The 17,775-nt window shown below is 68.8% G+C and carries 17 protein-coding genes; 11 read left to right on the forward strand and 6 right to left on the reverse strand.

Features of this window, described 5'->3' with window-relative positions; all coding sequences use genetic code 11:
* Positions 1-58 precede the first annotated feature (58 nt).
* On the forward strand, positions 59-2,281 hold the full coding sequence (locus ACQ86G_RS07260; RefSeq protein WP_431259957.1) for a M3 family metallopeptidase: 2,223 nt from the start codon (positions 59-61) through the stop codon (positions 2,279-2,281).
* A 91-nt stretch (positions 2,282-2,372) separates the two neighbouring features.
* Here ACQ86G_RS07260 and ACQ86G_RS07265 read toward each other — a convergent pair whose 3' ends face one another.
* The gene (locus tag ACQ86G_RS07265; RefSeq protein WP_431259958.1) at positions 2,373-2,942 is read right to left on the reverse strand and encodes a DUF2242 domain-containing protein; all 570 of its coding nucleotides are present in this window, start codon (positions 2,940-2,942) and stop codon (positions 2,373-2,375) included.
* A gap of 167 nt (positions 2,943-3,109) precedes the next feature.
* Complete coding sequence (locus ACQ86G_RS07270) at positions 3,110-3,457, reverse strand: hypothetical protein (protein WP_067280325.1); 348 nt, start codon at positions 3,455-3,457, stop codon at positions 3,110-3,112.
* Between the two features lie 230 nt (positions 3,458-3,687).
* Between ACQ86G_RS07270 and ACQ86G_RS07275 the strand changes: the two genes are divergently transcribed.
* From ACQ86G_RS07275 to ACQ86G_RS07285, 3 genes are all read left to right on the forward strand, one after another.
* Positions 3,688-3,882, forward strand: coding sequence for a hypothetical protein (locus ACQ86G_RS07275; protein WP_431259959.1), 195 nt, complete (start codon positions 3,688-3,690; stop codon positions 3,880-3,882).
* A 37-nt stretch (positions 3,883-3,919) separates the two neighbouring features.
* A complete protein-coding gene (locus ACQ86G_RS07280) occupies positions 3,920-4,234 on the forward strand; it encodes a BON domain-containing protein (protein WP_231993337.1) in 315 nt (104 codons plus the stop codon).
* 146 nt (positions 4,235-4,380) lie between these two features.
* Positions 4,381-4,821, forward strand: coding sequence for a response regulator transcription factor (locus tag ACQ86G_RS07285; RefSeq protein ID WP_431259960.1), 441 nt, complete (start codon positions 4,381-4,383; stop codon positions 4,819-4,821).
* On the opposite strand, the gene ACQ86G_RS07290 is transcribed toward ACQ86G_RS07285, so the two are convergent.
* Positions 4,799-5,431, reverse strand: coding sequence for a response regulator (locus tag ACQ86G_RS07290; RefSeq protein ID WP_067283393.1), 633 nt, complete (start codon positions 5,429-5,431; stop codon positions 4,799-4,801). The two genes, ACQ86G_RS07285 and ACQ86G_RS07290, sit on opposite strands and share 23 nt — an antisense overlap.
* 45 nt (positions 5,432-5,476) lie before the next feature.
* Here ACQ86G_RS07290 and ACQ86G_RS07295 point away from each other — a divergent pair, with 45 nt between their 5' ends.
* From ACQ86G_RS07295 to ACQ86G_RS07315, 5 genes are all read left to right on the forward strand, one after another.
* Complete coding sequence (locus tag ACQ86G_RS07295) at positions 5,477-6,967, forward strand: CHASE3 domain-containing protein (RefSeq protein WP_431259961.1); 1,491 nt, start codon at positions 5,477-5,479, stop codon at positions 6,965-6,967.
* A gap of 198 nt (positions 6,968-7,165) precedes the next feature.
* A complete protein-coding gene (locus ACQ86G_RS07300) occupies positions 7,166-7,612 on the forward strand; it encodes a BON domain-containing protein (protein ID WP_431259962.1) in 447 nt (148 codons plus the stop codon).
* Positions 7,613-7,909: 297 nt separating this feature from the next.
* A complete protein-coding gene (locus ACQ86G_RS07305) occupies positions 7,910-10,036 on the forward strand; it encodes an esterase-like activity of phytase family protein (RefSeq protein ID WP_431259963.1) in 2,127 nt (708 codons plus the stop codon).
* An 89-nt stretch (positions 10,037-10,125) separates the two neighbouring features.
* The gene (locus ACQ86G_RS07310; RefSeq protein WP_431259964.1) at positions 10,126-10,581 is read left to right on the forward strand and encodes a universal stress protein; all 456 of its coding nucleotides are present in this window, start codon (positions 10,126-10,128) and stop codon (positions 10,579-10,581) included.
* Between the two features lie 301 nt (positions 10,582-10,882).
* On the forward strand, positions 10,883-12,823 hold the full coding sequence (locus ACQ86G_RS07315) for a M13 family metallopeptidase (RefSeq protein WP_431259965.1): 1,941 nt from the start codon (positions 10,883-10,885) through the stop codon (positions 12,821-12,823).
* A 62-nt stretch (positions 12,824-12,885) separates the two neighbouring features.
* On the opposite strand, the gene ACQ86G_RS07320 is transcribed toward ACQ86G_RS07315, so the two are convergent.
* Positions 12,886-13,248: an H-NS family nucleoid-associated regulatory protein gene (locus ACQ86G_RS07320; protein WP_431259966.1), complete on the reverse strand. Its 363-nt coding sequence runs from the start codon at positions 13,246-13,248 to the stop codon at positions 12,886-12,888.
* A 318-nt stretch (positions 13,249-13,566) separates the two neighbouring features.
* Here ACQ86G_RS07320 and ACQ86G_RS07325 point away from each other — a divergent pair, with 318 nt between their 5' ends.
* A complete protein-coding gene (locus tag ACQ86G_RS07325; RefSeq protein WP_431259967.1) occupies positions 13,567-14,283 on the forward strand; it encodes a GntR family transcriptional regulator in 717 nt (238 codons plus the stop codon).
* 9 nt (positions 14,284-14,292) lie between these two features.
* Here ACQ86G_RS07325 and ACQ86G_RS07330 read toward each other — a convergent pair whose 3' ends face one another.
* Positions 14,293-14,760: an Lrp/AsnC family transcriptional regulator gene (locus ACQ86G_RS07330; protein WP_431259968.1), complete on the reverse strand. Its 468-nt coding sequence runs from the start codon at positions 14,758-14,760 to the stop codon at positions 14,293-14,295.
* Between the two features lie 90 nt (positions 14,761-14,850).
* On the opposite strand from ACQ86G_RS07330, the gene ilvB reads away from it, so the two are divergent.
* The gene (ilvB, locus tag ACQ86G_RS07335) at positions 14,851-16,587 is read left to right on the forward strand and encodes a biosynthetic-type acetolactate synthase large subunit (RefSeq protein ID WP_431259969.1); all 1,737 of its coding nucleotides are present in this window, start codon (positions 14,851-14,853) and stop codon (positions 16,585-16,587) included.
* Between the two features lie 14 nt (positions 16,588-16,601).
* Here ilvB and ACQ86G_RS07340 read toward each other — a convergent pair whose 3' ends face one another.
* Complete coding sequence (locus ACQ86G_RS07340; RefSeq protein ID WP_431259970.1) at positions 16,602-17,765, reverse strand: mandelate racemase/muconate lactonizing enzyme family protein; 1,164 nt, start codon at positions 17,763-17,765, stop codon at positions 16,602-16,604.
* Positions 17,766-17,775 lie beyond the last annotated feature (10 nt).

Consider the following 17,775-nt stretch of genomic DNA (forward strand, 5'->3'; position numbering starts at 1 on the left):
GGCTAAGGTGACGGACTCGCACAACACGAACGCCCGCCCACAAGACGGGCCGTCCCCCATGAGGATTCCCTTCGTCCTGGCCGCCACCGTGGCCCTCGCCGCTCCCGTGATGGCCCAGACGGCCGCGCCCGCCGCGCCCGCCGCTTCGACCAGCGCGTCCGCGGCTGATGCCTCCGCCGTCTCGAACCTGCTGCTCGCGCCGAGCACGCTGCCACTGCAGTACCCGCCCTTCGACAAGATCTCCGATGCCGACATCGGCCCCGCGATCGACCAGGGCATGAGCGAGCAGCTGGCCGAGGTCGCCGCCATCGCGAACAACCCCGCGGCACCGACCTTCGACAACACCATCGTCGCGCTCGAGCGCGGCGGCCGCACGCTGGGCCGGGCGACCACGCTGCTGATGAGCCTGACCGGCGCCGACGCCAACCCCGCGCGCCTGAAGCTGCAGGCCGACTACGCGACGAAGCTGGCCGCGCACCGCGACGCGATCCAGCTGAACCCGACGCTGTTCGCGCGCATCGAGTCGCTGTACCAGCGTCGCGCGTCGCTCGGCCTGGGCGCGCAGGAGCAGCGCCTGATCGAGCGCCAGTACAACCAGTTCCTGCGCGCCGGCGCGAAGCTGGACGAGGACGGCAAGGCCCGCATGAAGGCCATCAACGCCGAGATGGCGCAGCTGGGCGCGCGCTTCAACCAGAACGTGCTGGCCGAGGTCAACGACTCGGCGGTGACCGTCGACAGCGTCGACGAGCTCAAGGGCCTGAGCGACGAGCAGATCTCCGCTGCGGCCGCGGCGGCGAAGGAACGCGGCCTGGACGGCAAATACCTGATCGCGCTGCTGAACACGACCGGCCAGCCGGTGCTGGCGCAGCTGGAGAACCGCGCGCTGCGCCAGCGCATCCACGAGGCCTCGGTGGTGCGCGGCTCGCGCGGCAACGCCTACGACAACACCGCGCTGGTGTCGCGCGTCGTCTCGCTGCGTGCCGAGCGCGCGAAGCTGCTGGGCTTCGCGACGCATGCGGACTTCGTGCTGAAGGACGAGACCGCCCGCAACCAGCAGGCCGTCAACGGCATGCTGCGCCAGCTGGCGCCGGCGGCGGTCGGTGCCGCGCGCCGCGAGGGCGCGGAGCTGCAGGCCATCATCGACCGCGAGCAGAAGGCGAAGAAGGAGCCGTCCTTTCAGCTGGCGGCCTGGGACTGGAGCTTCTACAGCGAGAAGCTGCGGGCCGAGAAGTACGGCTTCGACGAGTCGCAACTCAAGCCCTACCTCGAGATGAAGAACGTGCTGGAGAACGGCGTGTTCTATGCGGCCGGACAGCTGTACGGCCTGAAATTCAAGCAGCGTCACGACCTGCCGGTCTACCACCCGGACGTGCTGGTCTACGACGTGTTCAACGCCGACGGCTCGCAGCTGTCCATCTTCATCGCCGACATGTACGCGCGGCCGTCCAAGCGCGGCGGTGCGTGGATGAACGCCTACGTCGACCAGAGCGGGCTGATGAACCAGAAGCCGGTGGTGGCGAATCACCTCAACATCCCGAAGCCGGCGGACGGCAAGCCGACGCTGCTGACGTGGGATGAGGTGACGACGATGTTCCACGAGTTCGGGCATGCGCTGCACGGCATGTTCTCGAACGTGAAGTACCCGAGCATGGCCGGCACCAAGGTGCCGCGCGACTTCGTCGAGTACCCGTCGCAGGTCAACGAGATGTGGGCGGACTGGCCGAGCGTGCTGGCCAACTACGCGAAGCACTACAAGACCGGACAGCCGATGCCGCGCGCCTTGCTGGACAAGGTGCTGGCGGCCAAGCAGTTCAACCAGGGCTTCGCGACGACGGAATACCTCAGCGCCGCGAGCCTGGACCAGCGCTGGCACCAGCTGCCGCTGGACCAGGTGCCCGGCGCCGACGGCGTGATGGCCTTCGAGGCCAAGGCGCTGCGCGAGGAAGGCTACGACTACGACGCGGTGCCGCCGCGCTACCGCACGCCTTACTTCAGCCACATCATGGGCGGCTACGCGGCCGGCTACTACGCGTATGTCTGGTCGGAGGTGCTCGACGCCAACACGGTGCAGTGGTTCAAGGCCAACGGCGGCCTGAAGCGCGAGCTGGGCGACGCGTTCCGCGCCAAGCTGCTGTCGCAAGGCGGCAGCCAGGATGCGCTGACGCTGTTCCGCGGCGTCGTCGGCCACGAGCCGCAGATCCAGCCGCTGCTGGAGCGCCGCGGCCTCGTCATCGATAAGACCAGGACCGCAGTAAAGCCGCAGGCATCGACGCCACAGTGAATGGGGGAGATAGCCCACCCGTAGGTGGGTTGTCACCTGTGATTCGTCAAAGGGCGCTCATCGAGGCGCCCTCTTTCGATTCTGAAGCGCCCTAACCGCCCGTCTTGTCCAGATCGCTCGTGTCCTCCGTCCCCTGCTGCGTGATCAGGCGCTGCATCAACGCGAAGAACCGGTCGTAGAACTGTCCGGCGGGGATGGTTTCGGAGGCGACCTTGACCAGCGATTCCGACGTCGACGACAGCGGCACCGAGATCGAGCCGATCGCGCTCACGCCCAGGCTGGTGGAGTTCGCGCTGCGCTTGACGTTGTAGCGGTCCTGCAGCGCCGACACGTACGCCGTCGCGAGCTTGCCGCTGCCGCCCTCCGGCACGCACACCACCGTGAAGCTGATCTCGACGTGCACCTCGCCCTCGGGCTGGAAGCGCTTCGTGCCCGAGATCGAATCCGGCAGCGCGATGCCGATCACGTACCCCTGGCTCAGCAGCGCACGCCGCGCGGCCTCGCAGGTGTCCTGAACGCTGGAATCGAACAGCCGCGAGAACGTCTCATCCGCTGCGAAACGTTCGTTCTGGTACACGGAGTTCTTGCGCTCGGCGGCGCTGGTCCCGAAGGTGCCGCAGCCGGTCATCAACGTGGCGGCCAGACCTGACAGGGCGACCATCGCGAGCGGGCGGAAAACGGCGGGGAAAAGGAAGCAGGGCGTCGGATCATCGTCGTCAGGCCGGTGATCGGCCAGCGACGGATTATCCGCGCCCTGTCTTAGAGCAGCTTGAGGAAGCCGCCCGGGGCCTGCGCCGCCTCTTCAGGGAGACCGGCGCGTGCCCGATCTCAATGCGTGGTCTGCGCCGTCAGCACCGTCTGCCACTCGCCGTCGACGCAGGCGGACAGGTGACGCGCCGAGCCCCGGCAGCGCTGCCAGTGCTCGGTCGCCGCCGACAGCAGCGCCGGCCAGTAAGGATGGTCCCCGGCGCAGCGGCTGCGCGGGATCACCAGGGCGAGTTCCTGAACGTCCGCCCGGCCGTCTGCGTCGATGTAGGACAGCTGCGCCTTGACCACCACCGTCAGCGGCGTGGAGAGCAGCAGCTCGGCGTTCACGCAATGGGAAGGACGGAAGTCCGGATGGGCGGGAGCCGGTGCCAGGGCGGCGCTTCCAACGGCGGCGGTGAAGGTGTTCATCTTGTTCTCGTCTCAGGTCTCTTGTTCGATGCCTGCATCCTAAGAACAGGGGCTCGCCCACCCTGTGGGGGGCCCGCGCGACGCCTTGTAGGACAACGCCTCATTCGACCCGTCGGCATTGCCATTTCCGCTTGTCCTACAAGACATCGCGGACGCGGACGACAGGGTCGACTGTTCGGGATACGTAGAGTTGATTCCAGCGCACCACGGGGTGCACAAGGAGCTGACAGATGGGCATCGCCGACCACCATTCCCTCGCCTTGCACGTTCATGACTTCGCGTGCCAGGTCCAATGGACCGCGGTCAGCGACCACGAACCGGTGCTGGGTCTGGAAGCGGCGCTTCCCTATCTGCTGGATCACGCCCCCGTCACGTTCGCCGAGCCGGCCCCTGCTGTCGTGTCGTCAGACCGCCACGCCGCGTGAGTCCGAGCCTTTTCATCAATCGAAGGAGATCAACATGATGATTCGAGCCACCGTTCTCGCCCTGGCCACCGCTGTGGGCGCCCTGACCCTGCTGCCCGGCTGCGCCGTGACGCGCGGTCAATCCTCCGTCGGCGAATACGTCGACGACGCGGCCGTCACCACCGCCGTGAAGTCCAAGTTCGTCGAGGCCAAGTCGGTCGACGCCAGCTCCATCCACGTGGAGACGCTGCAAGGCGAGGTGATGCTGTCCGGCTTCGCCAAGAACGCCAACGAGAAGGCCGATGCCGAACGCCTGGCCCGTGAAGTCAAGGGCGTGAAGCGCGTCAAGAACGAGATCGCGATCCGCAACTGATGCGCTGACGCGATTCACCGATCGTGTGTCCGAGGGCGGCCTGACCACCCGTCCCTGGATACACCGCGCAAACGGACGGTCTGCCTGGGCAACCCGTCCGTTTGCGCGTACCCGCTTGTGATTCCAAGCAGTACGCGAGTCTTTCCATGGACGCCCAGCCCGCCAGCGCCGCCCTCACCTGTTTCCTCGTCGAGGACAACGCCGTCATCCGGGAGAACCTGGTGGCGACGCTCGAGGAGATGGTGGACCTGCGCGTCCTCGGCCATGCGGTCGACGAGAACGGCGCGCTGAACTGGTTGTCGCAGGAGCATGCCGACTGCGATCTGCTGATCATCGACATCTTCCTGGCGCAGGGAACCGGCCTCAACGTGCTGCAGGCCGCCAGCCAGCGCATGCCCGGCGCGCGCCGCGTCGTGCTCAGCAACTACGCCACCCCGGACATGCGCCAGCGCTGCTTCGCGCTGGGCGCCGACAAGGTGTTCGACAAATCGGCCGAGCTGGAGGACCTGCTCGCCTACTGCGGCGGCCTGGCCGACGCGGCCCACCGCGACGCCGGCGATGCCGCTACTCGATCAGCCCGTTCTTGAGGGCGTAATACGTCAGCTCGCTGTTGGTGTTGAGCGAGAGCTTCTCCAGCACGCGCGACCGGTACGTCGACACCGTCTTCACGCTCAGCGACATGCCGTCGGCGATGTGACCGACGGTCTCGCCGCGCGCCAGGCGCAGGAAGACCTGCAGCTCGCGCTCGGACAGCGTGTCGTGCGCCGCCTGGTCGGCCGGGGAGCCCAGGCCCTCGGCCAGCAGTTCGGCCACGGCCGGCGTGATGTACTTGCGGCCGCGGAACACCGTGCGGATCGCCGTGGCGATCTCTTCCGGGTCGCATTCCTTGTTGAGGTAGCCGCTGGCCCCCTGGCGCAGCAGCGTGGTCGCGTAGTGCGTCTCCGGGAAGCCGCTGAGGATCAGCACCGGCAGTTCCGGCTTGCGGGCCTTGATGGCGGCCAGGGTCTCGACGCCGCTCTGGTCGGGCAGCGAGAGGTCCATCAGCATCACGTCGAGCTCGCCGGCGCGCACGAGGTCCAGCGCCTCGCGGCCCGATCCGGCTTCGCCGGTGACGCGCAGGTCGACTTGTTCGGAGAGGAATTGCCGCAGCCCGGCGCGGACAATCGCGTGGTCGTCGACGATGGCGATTCGGATCATGGTGGCGATGGTCAAGTGAGCGAAATCGCTCAGGGAGTGTAGAGGATGAGCCTGAAGGACACCGTCACGAACCTGGGTCGCAAGACGTGGGCGATGCCGCTCGGCGTATTCGTGGCCCTGTTGATGATCCTGATCAGCGAGCTGGCCTACTTCGGCGCCGTCTCGCAGATGGACCGTCTGGACACGCTGGGCCGGGCCCGGATGGAACTGCTCCGGCTGATGGCCCGCGTGACCGACGCGGAGTCAGGGCAACGGGGATACCTGATCACCCGCCGCCCGGAATACCTGGATCCCTACCGCTTCGCGGCCGAGGACGCCTCGCAGGGCCTGAGCTCCCTGCAGCGGATGTACGCACAGGTCGGCGCCGACGACGCCGAGCGCCGCAGCAAGGAGATCGCCAGCGCCGTCAGCGCCAAGCTGAGCGAGCTGCAGGAGGTGCTCAAGCTCTACGAGAACGGCCGGGAAACCGCTGGCCGCGAACTCATGATGACCGACATCGGCCGCGACCAGATGGAGCAGATCCGGCGCCGCTCGGCCGAATTGCTGACCGACGAGAACCGGCGGATCGCGCTCGGCACCGGTCAGGTTTACGACACGCTGATGATGAGCCGCATCGGCGTGGCCGGCATGACGCTGCTGAGCCTGATCGTGTTCGTGCTGTTCGTGCGCAAGAGCCGGGCGCTCGACGTCCAGCGCGCCGAGCAGGCGCAGGAGGTGCGATCCGAGCGCGACCGGCTGGAGGTCGAGGTGTCGCGCCGTACCGCCGAGCTGACGCAGCTGGCCCGCCATCTGCAGACCGCGCGCGAGGACGAGCGCGCCCGGCTCGCCCGCGACCTGCATGACGAACTCGGCGCCCTGCTGACGGCGGCCAAGCTCGACGTCGCGCGGCTGCGGCCCAAGCTCCAGGCCGGGGCGCCGGACCTGATGCAGCGCCTCAACCACCTGACGGAGACGCTCAACAGCGGCATCGCGCTCAAGCGGCGGATCATCGAGGACCTGCGCCCGTCGACGCTGGACCAGCTGGGCCTGGTGCCGGCGCTGGAGATCCTCAGCCGCGAAATGTCCGAGCGGCTCGGCGTGCCGATCACGGTGGAACTCGATCCCTCGGTCGATCTGGTGCCCAGCGCCCAGCTGACCGCGTTCCGCCTGGTGCAGGAGGCGCTGACCAACACCGCCAAGTACGCCCAGGCCACCGCGGCGACCGTGACGCTCAAGCGCGAATACGCGCAGGCGATGGTGATCGTCACCGACAACGGTCAGGGGTTCGACCCCGGCCGCCTGGCGCTCGGTTCGCACGGGCTGCTGGGCATGCGCTTCCGCGTCGAGGCCGAGCGCGGCCAGCTGCGGCTGCGCAGCGCGCCGGGGCAGGGCACCGAGGTCTGCGCCTGGCTGCCGCTCAAGCGCGACGAGCCGGACATCCCGCGGATCGATTTCCCGATTCCCGGCATGTCGGGCCCGCCGGAGGCCTCGACCCCGCCGGCGCCTGCCGCAGGCGCCGCGCAGGGCGGACAGCCCCCGGCCGGCGGCGGGCTGTAGTCGGGCCGTCGTCGGGTGTCTCCGCGCGGTTTTCCGACTGTAGGCCCGCTCCTACGTCCGGCCGGGACGCCGGGCGACCGGCGCTTCCGGCGGTCGCCGACCCGCTGCGCAGGGCCGGCTGCCTAGAGTGAAGTCATGGATCCGCGGCCACCCGCGGACTGTTTGCGGAAGTTCCGCACCCGCGAAAGGAACCTCGCCATGAAGCACTCTTCCCGCCCCGCCGCCCTGTCCCTGCTGCTGCCCGCCGTGGTGGCCGCCGTCGCCCTGACCGCCTGCGGTCGTGAGGATGACGGCCGCACCGCCGGCCAGCGTCTGGACGACGGCATCTCCAAGATGGAGCAGAAGTCCGAAGCTGCCAAGCAGGACACCCAGCAGGCCATGGACAACGCCGGCGCCAAGATGGAACGGGCCGCCGACAAGGCCGGCGCCGCCATCGACGATGCGCAGATCACGACGTCCATCAAGGCGTCGCTGGCCGGCGACCCGAAGCTGAGCGCGCTCGACGTCAAGGTCGAGACCGAGCACGGCCACGTGACGCTGGACGGCAGCGCGCCGGACCTGGCCGCGCGCGACCGCGCGGGCTCGATGGCGCTGGCCGCCAAGGGCGTGCAATCGGTGAACAACCGCATCAAGGTCAACGGCTGATCCAGATCGCCGATCAAGGCCGACGGGCGATCCTCCTCTGCCGCCCGCCGACCGGAGCCCCGGACTGCGTCTGACGACGCGGCGCCGGGGCTTTCTGCTTGCAGCCCGCCTCGCAGGCCCCGCGGGCGCCCTTCCGGACGGGGGTTGATCCGCTGCCTGGGGAATTCCCGCCTTCGTGTCGTATTCGTGTCGATTCGTGAAGCCGCTTAACAGCCTCGTCATCAGCGCTGACTAGCGTGCCGCCCTGTGCCGTCGGGCGAGGCCGCGACGCACTTCCTCGATCCACGAAAGCACGACATGAAGAAGACGACCGTCCATCCGGCCGCCGGCATCCGCCGGCTGGGACAGCCCCTGATGACGCTGATCGCCGTCGCGGCGCTCGCCGCCTGCGGCAGCGGCGACGATCAGCCCACGGTGCCGACGATCCAGTCGCGTCTGGTCGACGCGCCGGTAGAAGGCTTCAGCTACACGCTGGCGCCGGGCGGGACCAGCGGCAAGACCGGCGCCAACGGCGTGTTCACCTGTGCCACCGGCGACACGGTCTCCTTCACCGTCGGTGGCGTGGCCGTGGGCAGCGCGAAGTGCGGGGAGACGATCTCCGTCGGCGACCTGGCCGGCTCCGCCGCGTTGACGGACGACAAGCTCGGCAATCGCCTGGTGTTCCTGCAGGCGCTGGACGAGGACGACGATCCCACCAACGGCATCAGGATCCCGGCGGCGGTGCACGACGCCCTGGCGGGCAAGACGCTGGACTTCGCCGCCGCCGCGGCGGACTTCGACAAGGCCTTCGCCGCGCTGCTGCCGGCCGGGCAGACCGACGTGTACGGACAGGCCTATGCGGCGCGCGCGATGAGCGACAAGCGGCGCGCTGCCGCCGTCGAGCACTACGAATCGACGCTGGCCACGCTGCTGGGCAGGACCGAGACGAGCAGCGCCACGCAAGCCACCGCCGGCGGCGCCGTCGCGATCACCAAGTTCCAGATCAAGGCCGCCGACAACCAGTACGTGCCCTACGAGGGCGCCAACGCCGACGCGAAGAAGGACTTCCCCAAGGGCTTCTACCCGGCCGTCGGCTCCGGCCTGGTCTACAAGGGCAAGAACGCCGCGGGCGCGCTGGAGTTCTGGGGCATCACCGATCGCGGTCCCAACGGCGACAGCCCGAGCGCGCCGCGTCCGGACAACGGCGCCGTCGTCACGACGAAGATGTTCCCGGCGCCGAGCTTCTCGCCGTCGATCGGCGTGATCACGCTGGGCAAGGACGGGGCGGTCATCTCCGCGCTGAATCCGCTGAAGAACGCCGACGGCTCCGCCGTCACCGGCCGTCCGCTGCCCTTCGGCGCGGTCGGCAGCAGCGCCGAGGTGCCGCTGTCCGACACGCTGAAGTACGACGGCACCAAGGGCGCCTTCGACGCCAACGGCCTCGACAGCGAGACCCTGGTCTACGACGACGCCAACAAGGTCTTCTGGACCTCCGACGAGTACGGTCCGTTCATCGTCAAGATCGATGCGGCGACCTTCAAGGTGATCAAGCGGTATGCGCCGGGCACGACCGCCGGCACGCTGCCGGACGTGCTCAAGAACCGCCGTCCCAACCGCGGCATGGAAGGCCTGGCGATGGATGTCGCCGGTGGCAAGCTGCACGGCTTCCTGCAGAGCCCGATCGACCCGGTGGACAACGCCGGCAAGAGCATCGAGGTCGTCGACAGCGCCGACATGGACCAGGACACCAAGACCACCGACAAGGTGAAGGTCCGCGATTTCGCGCAGTTCGCGCGCTGGATCGAGTTCGATCCGAAGACCGAGACCTCGAAGCTGTACGCCTACCCGCTCAGCTACCCGCTCGCCGCCAAGGGCGAGAAGTGGGACCGCAACCGCACCGGCAGCGCCAAGCTGGGCGACCTGGTGTCGCTGGGCAACGGCAAGTTCATCGTGATCGAGCAGGGGGCCGACGCGACCGGCGCGGTGCGCAACTTCCTGATGCTGGTCGAGGTGCCGGCCACGGCCACCGACATCGCCGCGATCGGCATCGAGCTCGAGAAGAACAGCATCGACGGCGTGACCGCCTCGGCGGTGAGCTGGGCGAACGTCGTGAAGCTGAAGAAGACGGTGCTGCTGGACCTGAACGCCGCCGGCTGGAAGGCCGAGAAGGCCGAGGGCCTGGCGATCGTCGACGGCAGCACGCTGGCGCTGATCAACGACAACGACTTCGGCCTGAAGACGGTGCTGGTGGATGCCAAGGGCAAGGTCGTCGCCGGCGACCCGACCGAGTGCACGGTCGACGTCAACGGCGTGATCGCCCAGGACGGCGTCTGCGCGGCCGGCGCGGTGCTGTCGCGCGTGACGCGCGGCAACGAGGTGGACCGCCTCACCCACCTGTGGCTGTTCAAGTTCCCGAAGGCGCTCGCCTCCTTCAGCGTGCAGTGACGGCCGGCGGCGCAGCGCGCACGGTCCGCCGTGTCGCGCGGCGCTTCCGGGGCTAGCATGGGCTCATCCCATCCGATGGAGCGACAACCATGTACGCCAAGATCCTGGTTCCCGTCGACGGCAGCCCCACCTCCAACGCCGGCCTGGCGGAGGCGATCCGGCTGGCCCAGCTCAGCGGCGGCGAGATCCGCCTGCTGCACGCGCTGGACCTGCAGGCCTTCGCGATGATGTCCAGCGCCGGGCTCGGCATCACGCCGGACAACTTCGAGCAGATCCGCGCCGGCGGCCAGAAGGTGCTCGCCGACGCCTCGGCCACCGTCGTCGCGGCGGGCCTGCGGGTCTCGACGCAGCTCAGCGAGAGCCTCTCGTCCCGCGTCAGCGACCTCGTCGGCGAGGAATGCAAGACCTGGGGCGGCGACGTCATCGTGCTCGGCACGCATGGCCGCCGCGGGCTGTCGCGTGCGCTGCTGGGCAGCGATGCCGAGCTGATCGTCCGCTACGCCGAGGTGCCGGTGCTGCTGGTGCGCGGACCCAAGGAGGGCTGATCCGCGCGCAGGCCCCCCTGCCAAGACGGGTCTACCCGAGGTGCCGTCCGGCACCCCGCGGGGAGGGGCGGCTGGCGGAGAATGCCCGGCAGCACACACTTCCCGCCGTCGAGCATGACCTCCCCCTCCTCGCCCGCACCGCCGCGGCCGCGCTTGTCGCGGCCGTTTCCTTGGCGCCGCCGCCGACGCGCGCGCGCAGAACGCCGCTCCGGCGCCCGCCGCAGCGACCCCAGCCGCCGCCGCGGCGCCTGAAGGGCCGCTCGACCAGCTGCCCTACACGCCGAGCCTGGACACCGCCGCGATGGACCGCGGCGCCGATCCCTGCGAGGACCTCTACCAGTACGCCTGCGGCGGCTGGATGGCCGCCAACCCGATCCCGCCGGACCAGGCGCGCTGGTCGGTCTACGCCAAGATGGCCAACGAGAACCAGCGCTACCTCTGGGGCATCCTGGACAAGCTCTCGGCCGCCGATCCGCAGCGCAGCGCGAGCCAGGCCCGCATGGGCGACTACTTCGCCGCCTGCATGGACGAGTCCGCCGCCGATCGCCATGCACTCGCGCCGCTGCGTCCGCTGCTCTCGCGCATCGAGGCGCTGAAGGACCGCCGCGACCTGCCGGCGCTGCTGGCCGCGCTGCACCTGGCGACCAACAACGAGCGCGTGCTGTTCCACTTCACGTCGGGCCAGGACATGGCCGATTCGACGCGGGTGATCGCCTTCGCCTACGCCGGCGGACTGAGCCTGCCCGACCGCGAGTACTACTTCAAGACCGACGAGAAGTCGCGCGCCCTGCGCGGCCAGTTCATCGCCCACGTGGCGCGCAGCTTCGAGCTGCTCGGCGACACGCCCGAGGCGGCCCGGGCGCAGGCCAAGCAGGTGATGGCGATCGAGACCGCGCTGGCGCGGGCCTCGCTGAGCCGCGTCGACAAGCGCGACCCCTACAAGGGCTTCCATCCGATGAACGCCGCGCGCCTGCAGGCGCTGACGCCGGGCTTCGACTGGGCCGCGTATCAGCGCGGACTGGGCCTGGACCCGCAGGCGGCCTACAACGTCACCGAGCCCGCGTTCTTCAAGGCGCTGTCGAAGGAGCTGCGCCAGCGCGACCTCGCGCCCCTGCGCCACTACCTGCGCTGGCAGCTGGTCAGCAGCCAGGCGCCGACGCTGTCCGGCGCCGCGGTGCAGGCCAACTTCGAATTCTTCGGCCAGACGCTGCAGGGCGTGCCGCAGCTCAAGGCCCGCTGGAAGCGCTGTGTCGAGCTGGTCGACGCCCAGCTCGGCGAGGCGCTGGGTCAGGAGTTCGTCGCCCGCAACTTCAGTCCGGACCTGAAGGACAAGACGCTGACGATGACCAGGCAGATCGAGGACGCGATGGCCGCGCGCATCCAGTCGCTGGGCTGGATGAGCACGACGACCAAGCAGCGCGCGGTGGAGAAGCTGCACGCGATCGTCAACAAGGTCGGTTATCCGGACCGCTGGCGCGACTACGGCGCCTTGACCGTCGCGCGTGACGACTTCGCCGGCAACGTGATGCGCGGCAACGATTTCGAGCTGAAGCGCCAGCTGGCGAAGATCGGCAAGCCGCTGGACCGCGGCGAATGGGGCATGACGCCGCAGACGGTCAACGCGTACTACGACGCGCAGATGAACGACATCAATTTCCCGGCCGGCGTGCTGCAGGCGCCGTTGTTCGATCCGAAGCTGGACGACGCGCCGAACTACGGCAACACCGGCGGCACGATCGGGCATGAGCTGATCCACGGCTTCGACGACGAAGGCCGGCAATTCGACGCCAAGGGCAACCTGCGCGACTGGTGGACGAAGAAGGACGGCCAGGCCTTCGAGCAGCGCGCCGCCTGCGTGACGAAGCAGTACGCGCAGTACGTGGTCGTCGACGACATCCGCATCAACAGCAAGCTCACCTTGGGCGAGGACCTCGCCGATCTGGGCGGCTTGGTGCTGGCGCACGCGGCGTGGAAGGCGCAGATCGCGGACATGTCTCCCAAGCCGGCGGATCGCGACGGGCTCACGCCGGAGCAGCGCTTCTTCGTCGGCTTCGCGCAATGGGACTGCAGCCACGCGCGGCCCGAATATGCGCGCGTGCATGCCTTGACCGACCCGCATTCACCCGGGCGCTACCGGATCAACGGCGTCGCGGTGAACATGCCCGAGTTCGAGCAGGCGTTCCACTGCAAGCCGGGGCAGAAGATGGTGAGACCCGACGCGGAGCGCTGCCGGGTCTGGTGAGTCGGCGAGAGCGCCGGGAGGCGCTCTCGCCCGGCTGGCCGATCGATCGGCCAATCAGCGCGTCAGCCGATCAGCAGGTCCTCGGCCGTCTTCCCGGCGGCCAGGGCGTCCTTGAACCAGTTGGGACGCTTGCCCACGCCGGTCCAGGTGTGGCCGGCGCCGTCGTGGTACTTCGGGGCGCCCGCGCCGCGCGGGGCCTTGGCCTTGCGCGCACCCGCGGAGGCCTTGGCGGCCTTGGCCGTTCTGCCCCGGCCGGCCGGCCTGGTGGCGCCGGCGCCGAACAGCTCCTCGGCCGTGAGCCCGTAATGATCGATGGCCTCGCGGATGCGGGCGACGACGCCGGAGATCTCCTTCGCGCGCAGCGAGTCGGCTTCCTTCTTCAGCTTCTCGATCTGGGACAGGACTTGCTTCAAGGACTTGGCCATTCAACGGGCTCCATTCGGGTGTTTGACATCGGGCATTCGCCTCTGCGTCGCAGACCTCCCGGTCGCGACTGTAGCGCTTGATGGTCACCGATGCGGAAACGACACAGGCCCTGCCCTCGATTCGGGACCGATTCGACTCAATTCAGTAGGCGTCGGAGCGACAAATGCGCCGATGAGGCAGTCGATCCGATGTCCCATTGCGCATTCATTGCGCTTCGGCAAAAACGCCGATTCATGGCCGATTCAATGCGGCGACAGCCGACGACTCCTCCGTAGAGTGAACCGTGATTCACCACATTCACCGGACGGAGTGCCGCGATGGTTCGTTCCACACCCCCGATCGATACGCCGATCAACATGCCGATCAATACGCCGACCTATCTCCGGCTCCGCGACCAGATCCGCACCGACATCGAGGACGGCTGCTGGCGGTTGGGGCAGCACCTGACGCTGCACGAGCTGAGCGTGCACTACAGCGTCAGCAACGTGCCGGTGCGCGAGGCCCTGCTGCAGCTGCAGGGCGACGGCATGGTGGACATGCGGATGAACAAGGGGGCGGTGGTGCGGGCCGTCGACGCGCGCTTCATCGACGAATACTTCGATGTCCGCGAGGCCTTGCAGTCGATGCTGCTGTCGCGGGCCTGCCGGGCGGCCTGGGCCAGCTCGGCGCAGACGCTGGCCAGCGTGACGGCCTTGCTGCGGCCGCTGGAGGAGGCCACGCGCTTCGGCCGCGTGCGGGAACTGCTGGCGGCGGACGAGGCCTTGCAGGCGCATCTGGGCTACCTGGGCGGCAATGACCAGGCGCTGCGCATGCAGGCGTCGCGCGGACGGCTGCTGGAAGCCTTCCGGCGCGCGCGGGTGGCGCTGTGGGCGCCCGAACTCGAGATCCTGGTGGTGCAGGGCGAAGCGATGCTGCAGGCGCTCCGGCATGCCGATCCCGTCATTGCCGGCGAGGCGGTGCGACGCCACGTGGCGGCGTCGCGCGCCTACATGACGAGGTTGCTGAAGGTGCCGGAGACGCGGGCGCCGAAGTGACGGCCCGCCTCAGAGCGGCAGCGAACTCGCCTTCAGACAACGCAGCACGAAGCTCGACTTGCTGTGCCGCACACCGGGGATCTTGTAGAGCTTCTCGCGCAGCAGCCGTTCGTAGTCGCGCGTGTCGCGGACGGACAGGCGCAGGACGTAGTCGTAGTCGCCGGACACGAGGTACGCGTCGATCACCTCGGGGATCGCCTCGAGGTGTCGGGCGAACTCCGCCATCGCGGCATCCGTGTGCTTGTTCAGCGTCAGCTGGACGATCAGCTGTTCCGGTCGGCCGACCTTCTCGGCGTTCACCTTGACGGTGTAGCCCTCGATCACGCCCGATTCCTCGAGGCGCTTGATGCGCGTCCAGCAGGGCGAGGTCGTCAGCCCCACCTCGTCGCTGACCTCCTGCAGGCTCGCGCGCGCGTTGCGCTGCAAGGCCCGCAGGATGGCGCGGTCGAACTTGTCGAGCTTGATTTCCTGATCCATGGCCCTATTGAAGGAAAGTTTGCTGCGGCGTCGATTCTAGAAGGCAAGAACGGCAACGCTTCCCGGGGAGGGCCCGGGATACTGATCCGCATGAATGCATTGATCGATCGCGCCGTGCTGGGCGCCCCTGAAGTCATGGCGCGCAATGGCGCGCAGACGCTGCTCGACACGCTGGTCGCCTGCGGCGTGGACACCGTCTTCGGTTATCCCGGCGGCGCGGTGCTGCCGCTCTACGACGCGCTGCACGGCGAGCCTCGGCTGCGTCACATCCTGGTCCGCCACGAACAGGCGGCGGTGCACGCGGCCGAGGGGTATGCGCGCAGCACGGGACGGCTGGGCGTGGTGCTGGTGACCTCGGGGCCGGGGATGAGCAACACGACGACCGGGCTGCTCGATGCCCTGTGCGACTCGGTCCCCGTGCTCTGCATCAGCGGGCAGGTGAACAGCGCGGTGATCGGCACGGATGCGTTCCAGGAATGCGACGCGCTCGGCATCTCGCGTCCGGTGACGAAATGGAATGCGCAGCTGCGTCCTGGGGATGATGTGGCGGCACGCGTGCGCCAGGCCGTGGACGTCGCGCGCGGCGGGCGCCCGGGACCCGTGCTGCTGGACGTGCCCAAGGATGTGCAACTGGCGCCGACGCGATCGATCGCGAGCCGGCCGATCAAGACGCTCAGGGAGATGCCGGCGGTGGATGCGCGCGCGATCGAGCAGGCTGCGGACTGGATCGCGAGTGCGCAGCGGCCGGTGTTCTATGGCGGCGGTGGCCTGATCAATGCCGGCGGGACGGCCTGTGCGGCGTTCGCCTCGGCGGTGGCCCTCAGCGGCTCGCCGTGCACGCTGACGTTGATGGGCCTGGGCGCGTTGCCGGCGTCGTCGCCGCAGTGGCTGGGCATGCTCGGCATGCACGGCACGCTGGAGGCCAACCTTGCGATGCACCACGCGGACCTGATCGTCTGCGCGGGTGCGCGCTTCGACGACCGGGTGACGGGCCGTCTGGACAGCTTCGCACCCGGCGCGCGGGTGATCCACCTGGACGTCGATCCGGCATCGATCGACAAGGTCCGCCGCGCGGATCTTGCGCTCTGCGGCGACGCGCGCGCGCTGCTGCCGCGACTGCGCCATGCGTTGGAGCGCCGCGCGATGCCGAAGGAGCGGCTCGCCGACTGGTGGGCGCGCATCGACGCGTGGCGGGCGCGGCGCTCCCTGGCTTTCGAAGACACCCCCGACGTGATCGCCCCGCAGGCGCTGATGACGCGACTGCAGGCGCAACTGGCGGGCCGCGACGCGATCGTGTCGACCGACGTCGGCCAGCATCAGATGTGGGCAGCGCAGCACCTTGCCTTCGAGCGCCCGCGACACTGGTTGACCTCAGGCGGGGCCGGCACGATGGGTTATGGCCTGCCCGCCGCGATCGGCGCGCAGGTGGCGCATCCGGACCGGCTGGTCGTCTGCGTCAGCGGCGACGCTTCGATCCTGATGAACCTGCAGGAGATGGCCACGGCACGCCAGCATCGGGCGGCGGTCAAGGTCGTGCTCTGCAACAACGGGCACATGGGCATGGTGCGCCAGTGGCAGGAGCTGCACCACGGCGAGCGCTACAGCCACAGCTACAACGCGTGCATGCCGGACTTCGTCGCGGTGGCGAAGGGATTCGGATGGCAGGCGAGCCGCGTCGAGCGGCGCGAGGACCTCGACGCCGCGCTCGCCGGGTGCCTGGCGAGCGACGGGCCGTATTTCCTCGACGTCGCCGTCGCGCCGGCGGAGAACTGCTTCCCGATGATCCCGGCAGGGAAGGGGCATCACGAGGTGATGCTGGGGCGCTGAGGCCCTCCCGGGACTCAATCCGACAGCGCCCTCATCACCGCATACAGATCCGATTTCCCCTCGAACCCGATGCCCGGCAGATCAGGCAGCGTGACGTGGGAGTTCTCGACCTTCACGCCGTCCGGGAAGCCGCCGAAGGGCTGGAACAGGTCGGGGTAGGACTCGTTGCCGCCCAGGCCCAGGCCCGCCGCGATGTTCAGCGACATCTGGTGCCCGCCGTGCGGGACGCAGCGGCTCGCGGACCAGCCGTGTTCCTTGAGCATGTCCAGCGTGCGCAGGTACTCGACCAGGCCGTAGCTCAGCGCGCAGTCGAACTGCAGCCAGTCGCGATCCGGCCGCATGCCGCCGTGGCGGATCAGGTTGCGCGCGTCCTGCATGGAGAACAGGTTCTCGCCCGTCGCCATCGGGTTGGCGTAGTAGTTGCGCAGCGTCGCCTGCAGCTCGAAGTCCAGCGGATCGCCGGCCTCCTCGTACCAGAACAGGTCGTACTTCGAGAGCGCCTTCGCATAGGCGATCGCCGTGTCCAGGTCGAAGCGGCCGTTGGCGTCGACGCACAGCTTCTGGCCGTCGCCGAGCACGCTCAGGATCGAGTCGATGCGGCGCAGGTCCTCGTCCAGCGACGCGCCGCCGATCTTCTTCTTCACCACCGTGTAGCCGCGGTCGATGTAGCTGCGCATCTCGTCCTTGAGCTTGCCGTGGTCCTGGCCCGGGTAGTAGTAGCCGCCCGCGGCGTAGACGAAGACCTTGCGGTCCGGCGTGCCGGTGCCGTAGCGCTCGGCCAGCAGCTGGAACAGCGGCTTGCCTTCGATCTTGGCGACCGCGTCCCACACCGCCATGTCGATGGTGCCGATGGCCACCGAGCGCTCGCCGTGGCCACCGGGCTTCTCGTTGGTGAACATCGCGTCCCAGACCTTGTGCGCGTCGAGGATGCCGCGGCTGTCGAGCAGCGAGTCCGGATCCGCTTCCAGGATGCGCGGGATGAAGCGCTCGCGCATCAACGTGCCCTGGCCGTAGCGGCCATTGGAGTTGAAGCCGTAGCCGACCACCGGCTTGCCATCGCGGATCACATCCGTGATGACCGCCACGAGGCTCAGGGTCATCTTGCTAAAGTCGATGTAGGCGTTGCGGATGGGGCTGCTGATCGGCAGCGTCTTTTCTCGGATCTCGACGATCTTCACGGGGAACTCC

Source organism: Roseateles chitinivorans, assembly GCF_050632145.1.
GTDB classification, from domain to species: Bacteria; Pseudomonadota; Gammaproteobacteria; order Burkholderiales; family Burkholderiaceae_C; genus Roseateles; species Roseateles chitinivorans_B.

What these genes read in the sequence shown, in the direction of transcription:
- ACQ86G_RS07260 (WP_431259957.1), top strand. Translation starts at nt 59, where the DNA reads ATGAGGATTCCCTTCGTCCTGGCCGCCACCGTGGCCCTCGCCGCTCCC.
- ACQ86G_RS07265 (WP_431259958.1), bottom strand. Translation starts at nt 2,942, where the DNA reads ATGGTCGCCCTGTCAGGTCTGGCCGCCACGTTGATGACCGGCTGCGGC.
- ACQ86G_RS07270 (WP_067280325.1), bottom strand. Translation starts at nt 3,457, where the DNA reads ATGAACACCTTCACCGCCGCCGTTGGAAGCGCCGCCCTGGCACCGGCT.
- ACQ86G_RS07275 (WP_431259959.1), top strand. Translation starts at nt 3,688, where the DNA reads ATGGGCATCGCCGACCACCATTCCCTCGCCTTGCACGTTCATGACTTC.
- ACQ86G_RS07280 (WP_231993337.1), top strand. Translation starts at nt 3,920, where the DNA reads ATGATTCGAGCCACCGTTCTCGCCCTGGCCACCGCTGTGGGCGCCCTG.
- ACQ86G_RS07285 (WP_431259960.1), top strand. Translation starts at nt 4,381, where the DNA reads ATGGACGCCCAGCCCGCCAGCGCCGCCCTCACCTGTTTCCTCGTCGAG.
- ACQ86G_RS07290 (WP_067283393.1), bottom strand. Translation starts at nt 5,431, where the DNA reads ATGATCCGAATCGCCATCGTCGACGACCACGCGATTGTCCGCGCCGGG.
- ACQ86G_RS07295 (WP_431259961.1), top strand. Translation starts at nt 5,477, where the DNA reads ATGAGCCTGAAGGACACCGTCACGAACCTGGGTCGCAAGACGTGGGCG.
- ACQ86G_RS07300 (WP_431259962.1), top strand. Translation starts at nt 7,166, where the DNA reads ATGAAGCACTCTTCCCGCCCCGCCGCCCTGTCCCTGCTGCTGCCCGCC.
- ACQ86G_RS07305 (WP_431259963.1), top strand. Translation starts at nt 7,910, where the DNA reads ATGAAGAAGACGACCGTCCATCCGGCCGCCGGCATCCGCCGGCTGGGA.
- ACQ86G_RS07310 (WP_431259964.1), top strand. Translation starts at nt 10,126, where the DNA reads ATGTACGCCAAGATCCTGGTTCCCGTCGACGGCAGCCCCACCTCCAAC.
- ACQ86G_RS07315 (WP_431259965.1), top strand. Translation starts at nt 10,883, where the DNA reads ATGGACCGCGGCGCCGATCCCTGCGAGGACCTCTACCAGTACGCCTGC.
- ACQ86G_RS07320 (WP_431259966.1), bottom strand. Translation starts at nt 13,248, where the DNA reads ATGGCCAAGTCCTTGAAGCAAGTCCTGTCCCAGATCGAGAAGCTGAAG.
- ACQ86G_RS07325 (WP_431259967.1), top strand. Translation starts at nt 13,567, where the DNA reads ATGGTTCGTTCCACACCCCCGATCGATACGCCGATCAACATGCCGATC.
- ACQ86G_RS07330 (WP_431259968.1), bottom strand. Translation starts at nt 14,760, where the DNA reads ATGGATCAGGAAATCAAGCTCGACAAGTTCGACCGCGCCATCCTGCGG.
- ilvB (WP_431259969.1), top strand. Translation starts at nt 14,851, where the DNA reads ATGAATGCATTGATCGATCGCGCCGTGCTGGGCGCCCCTGAAGTCATG.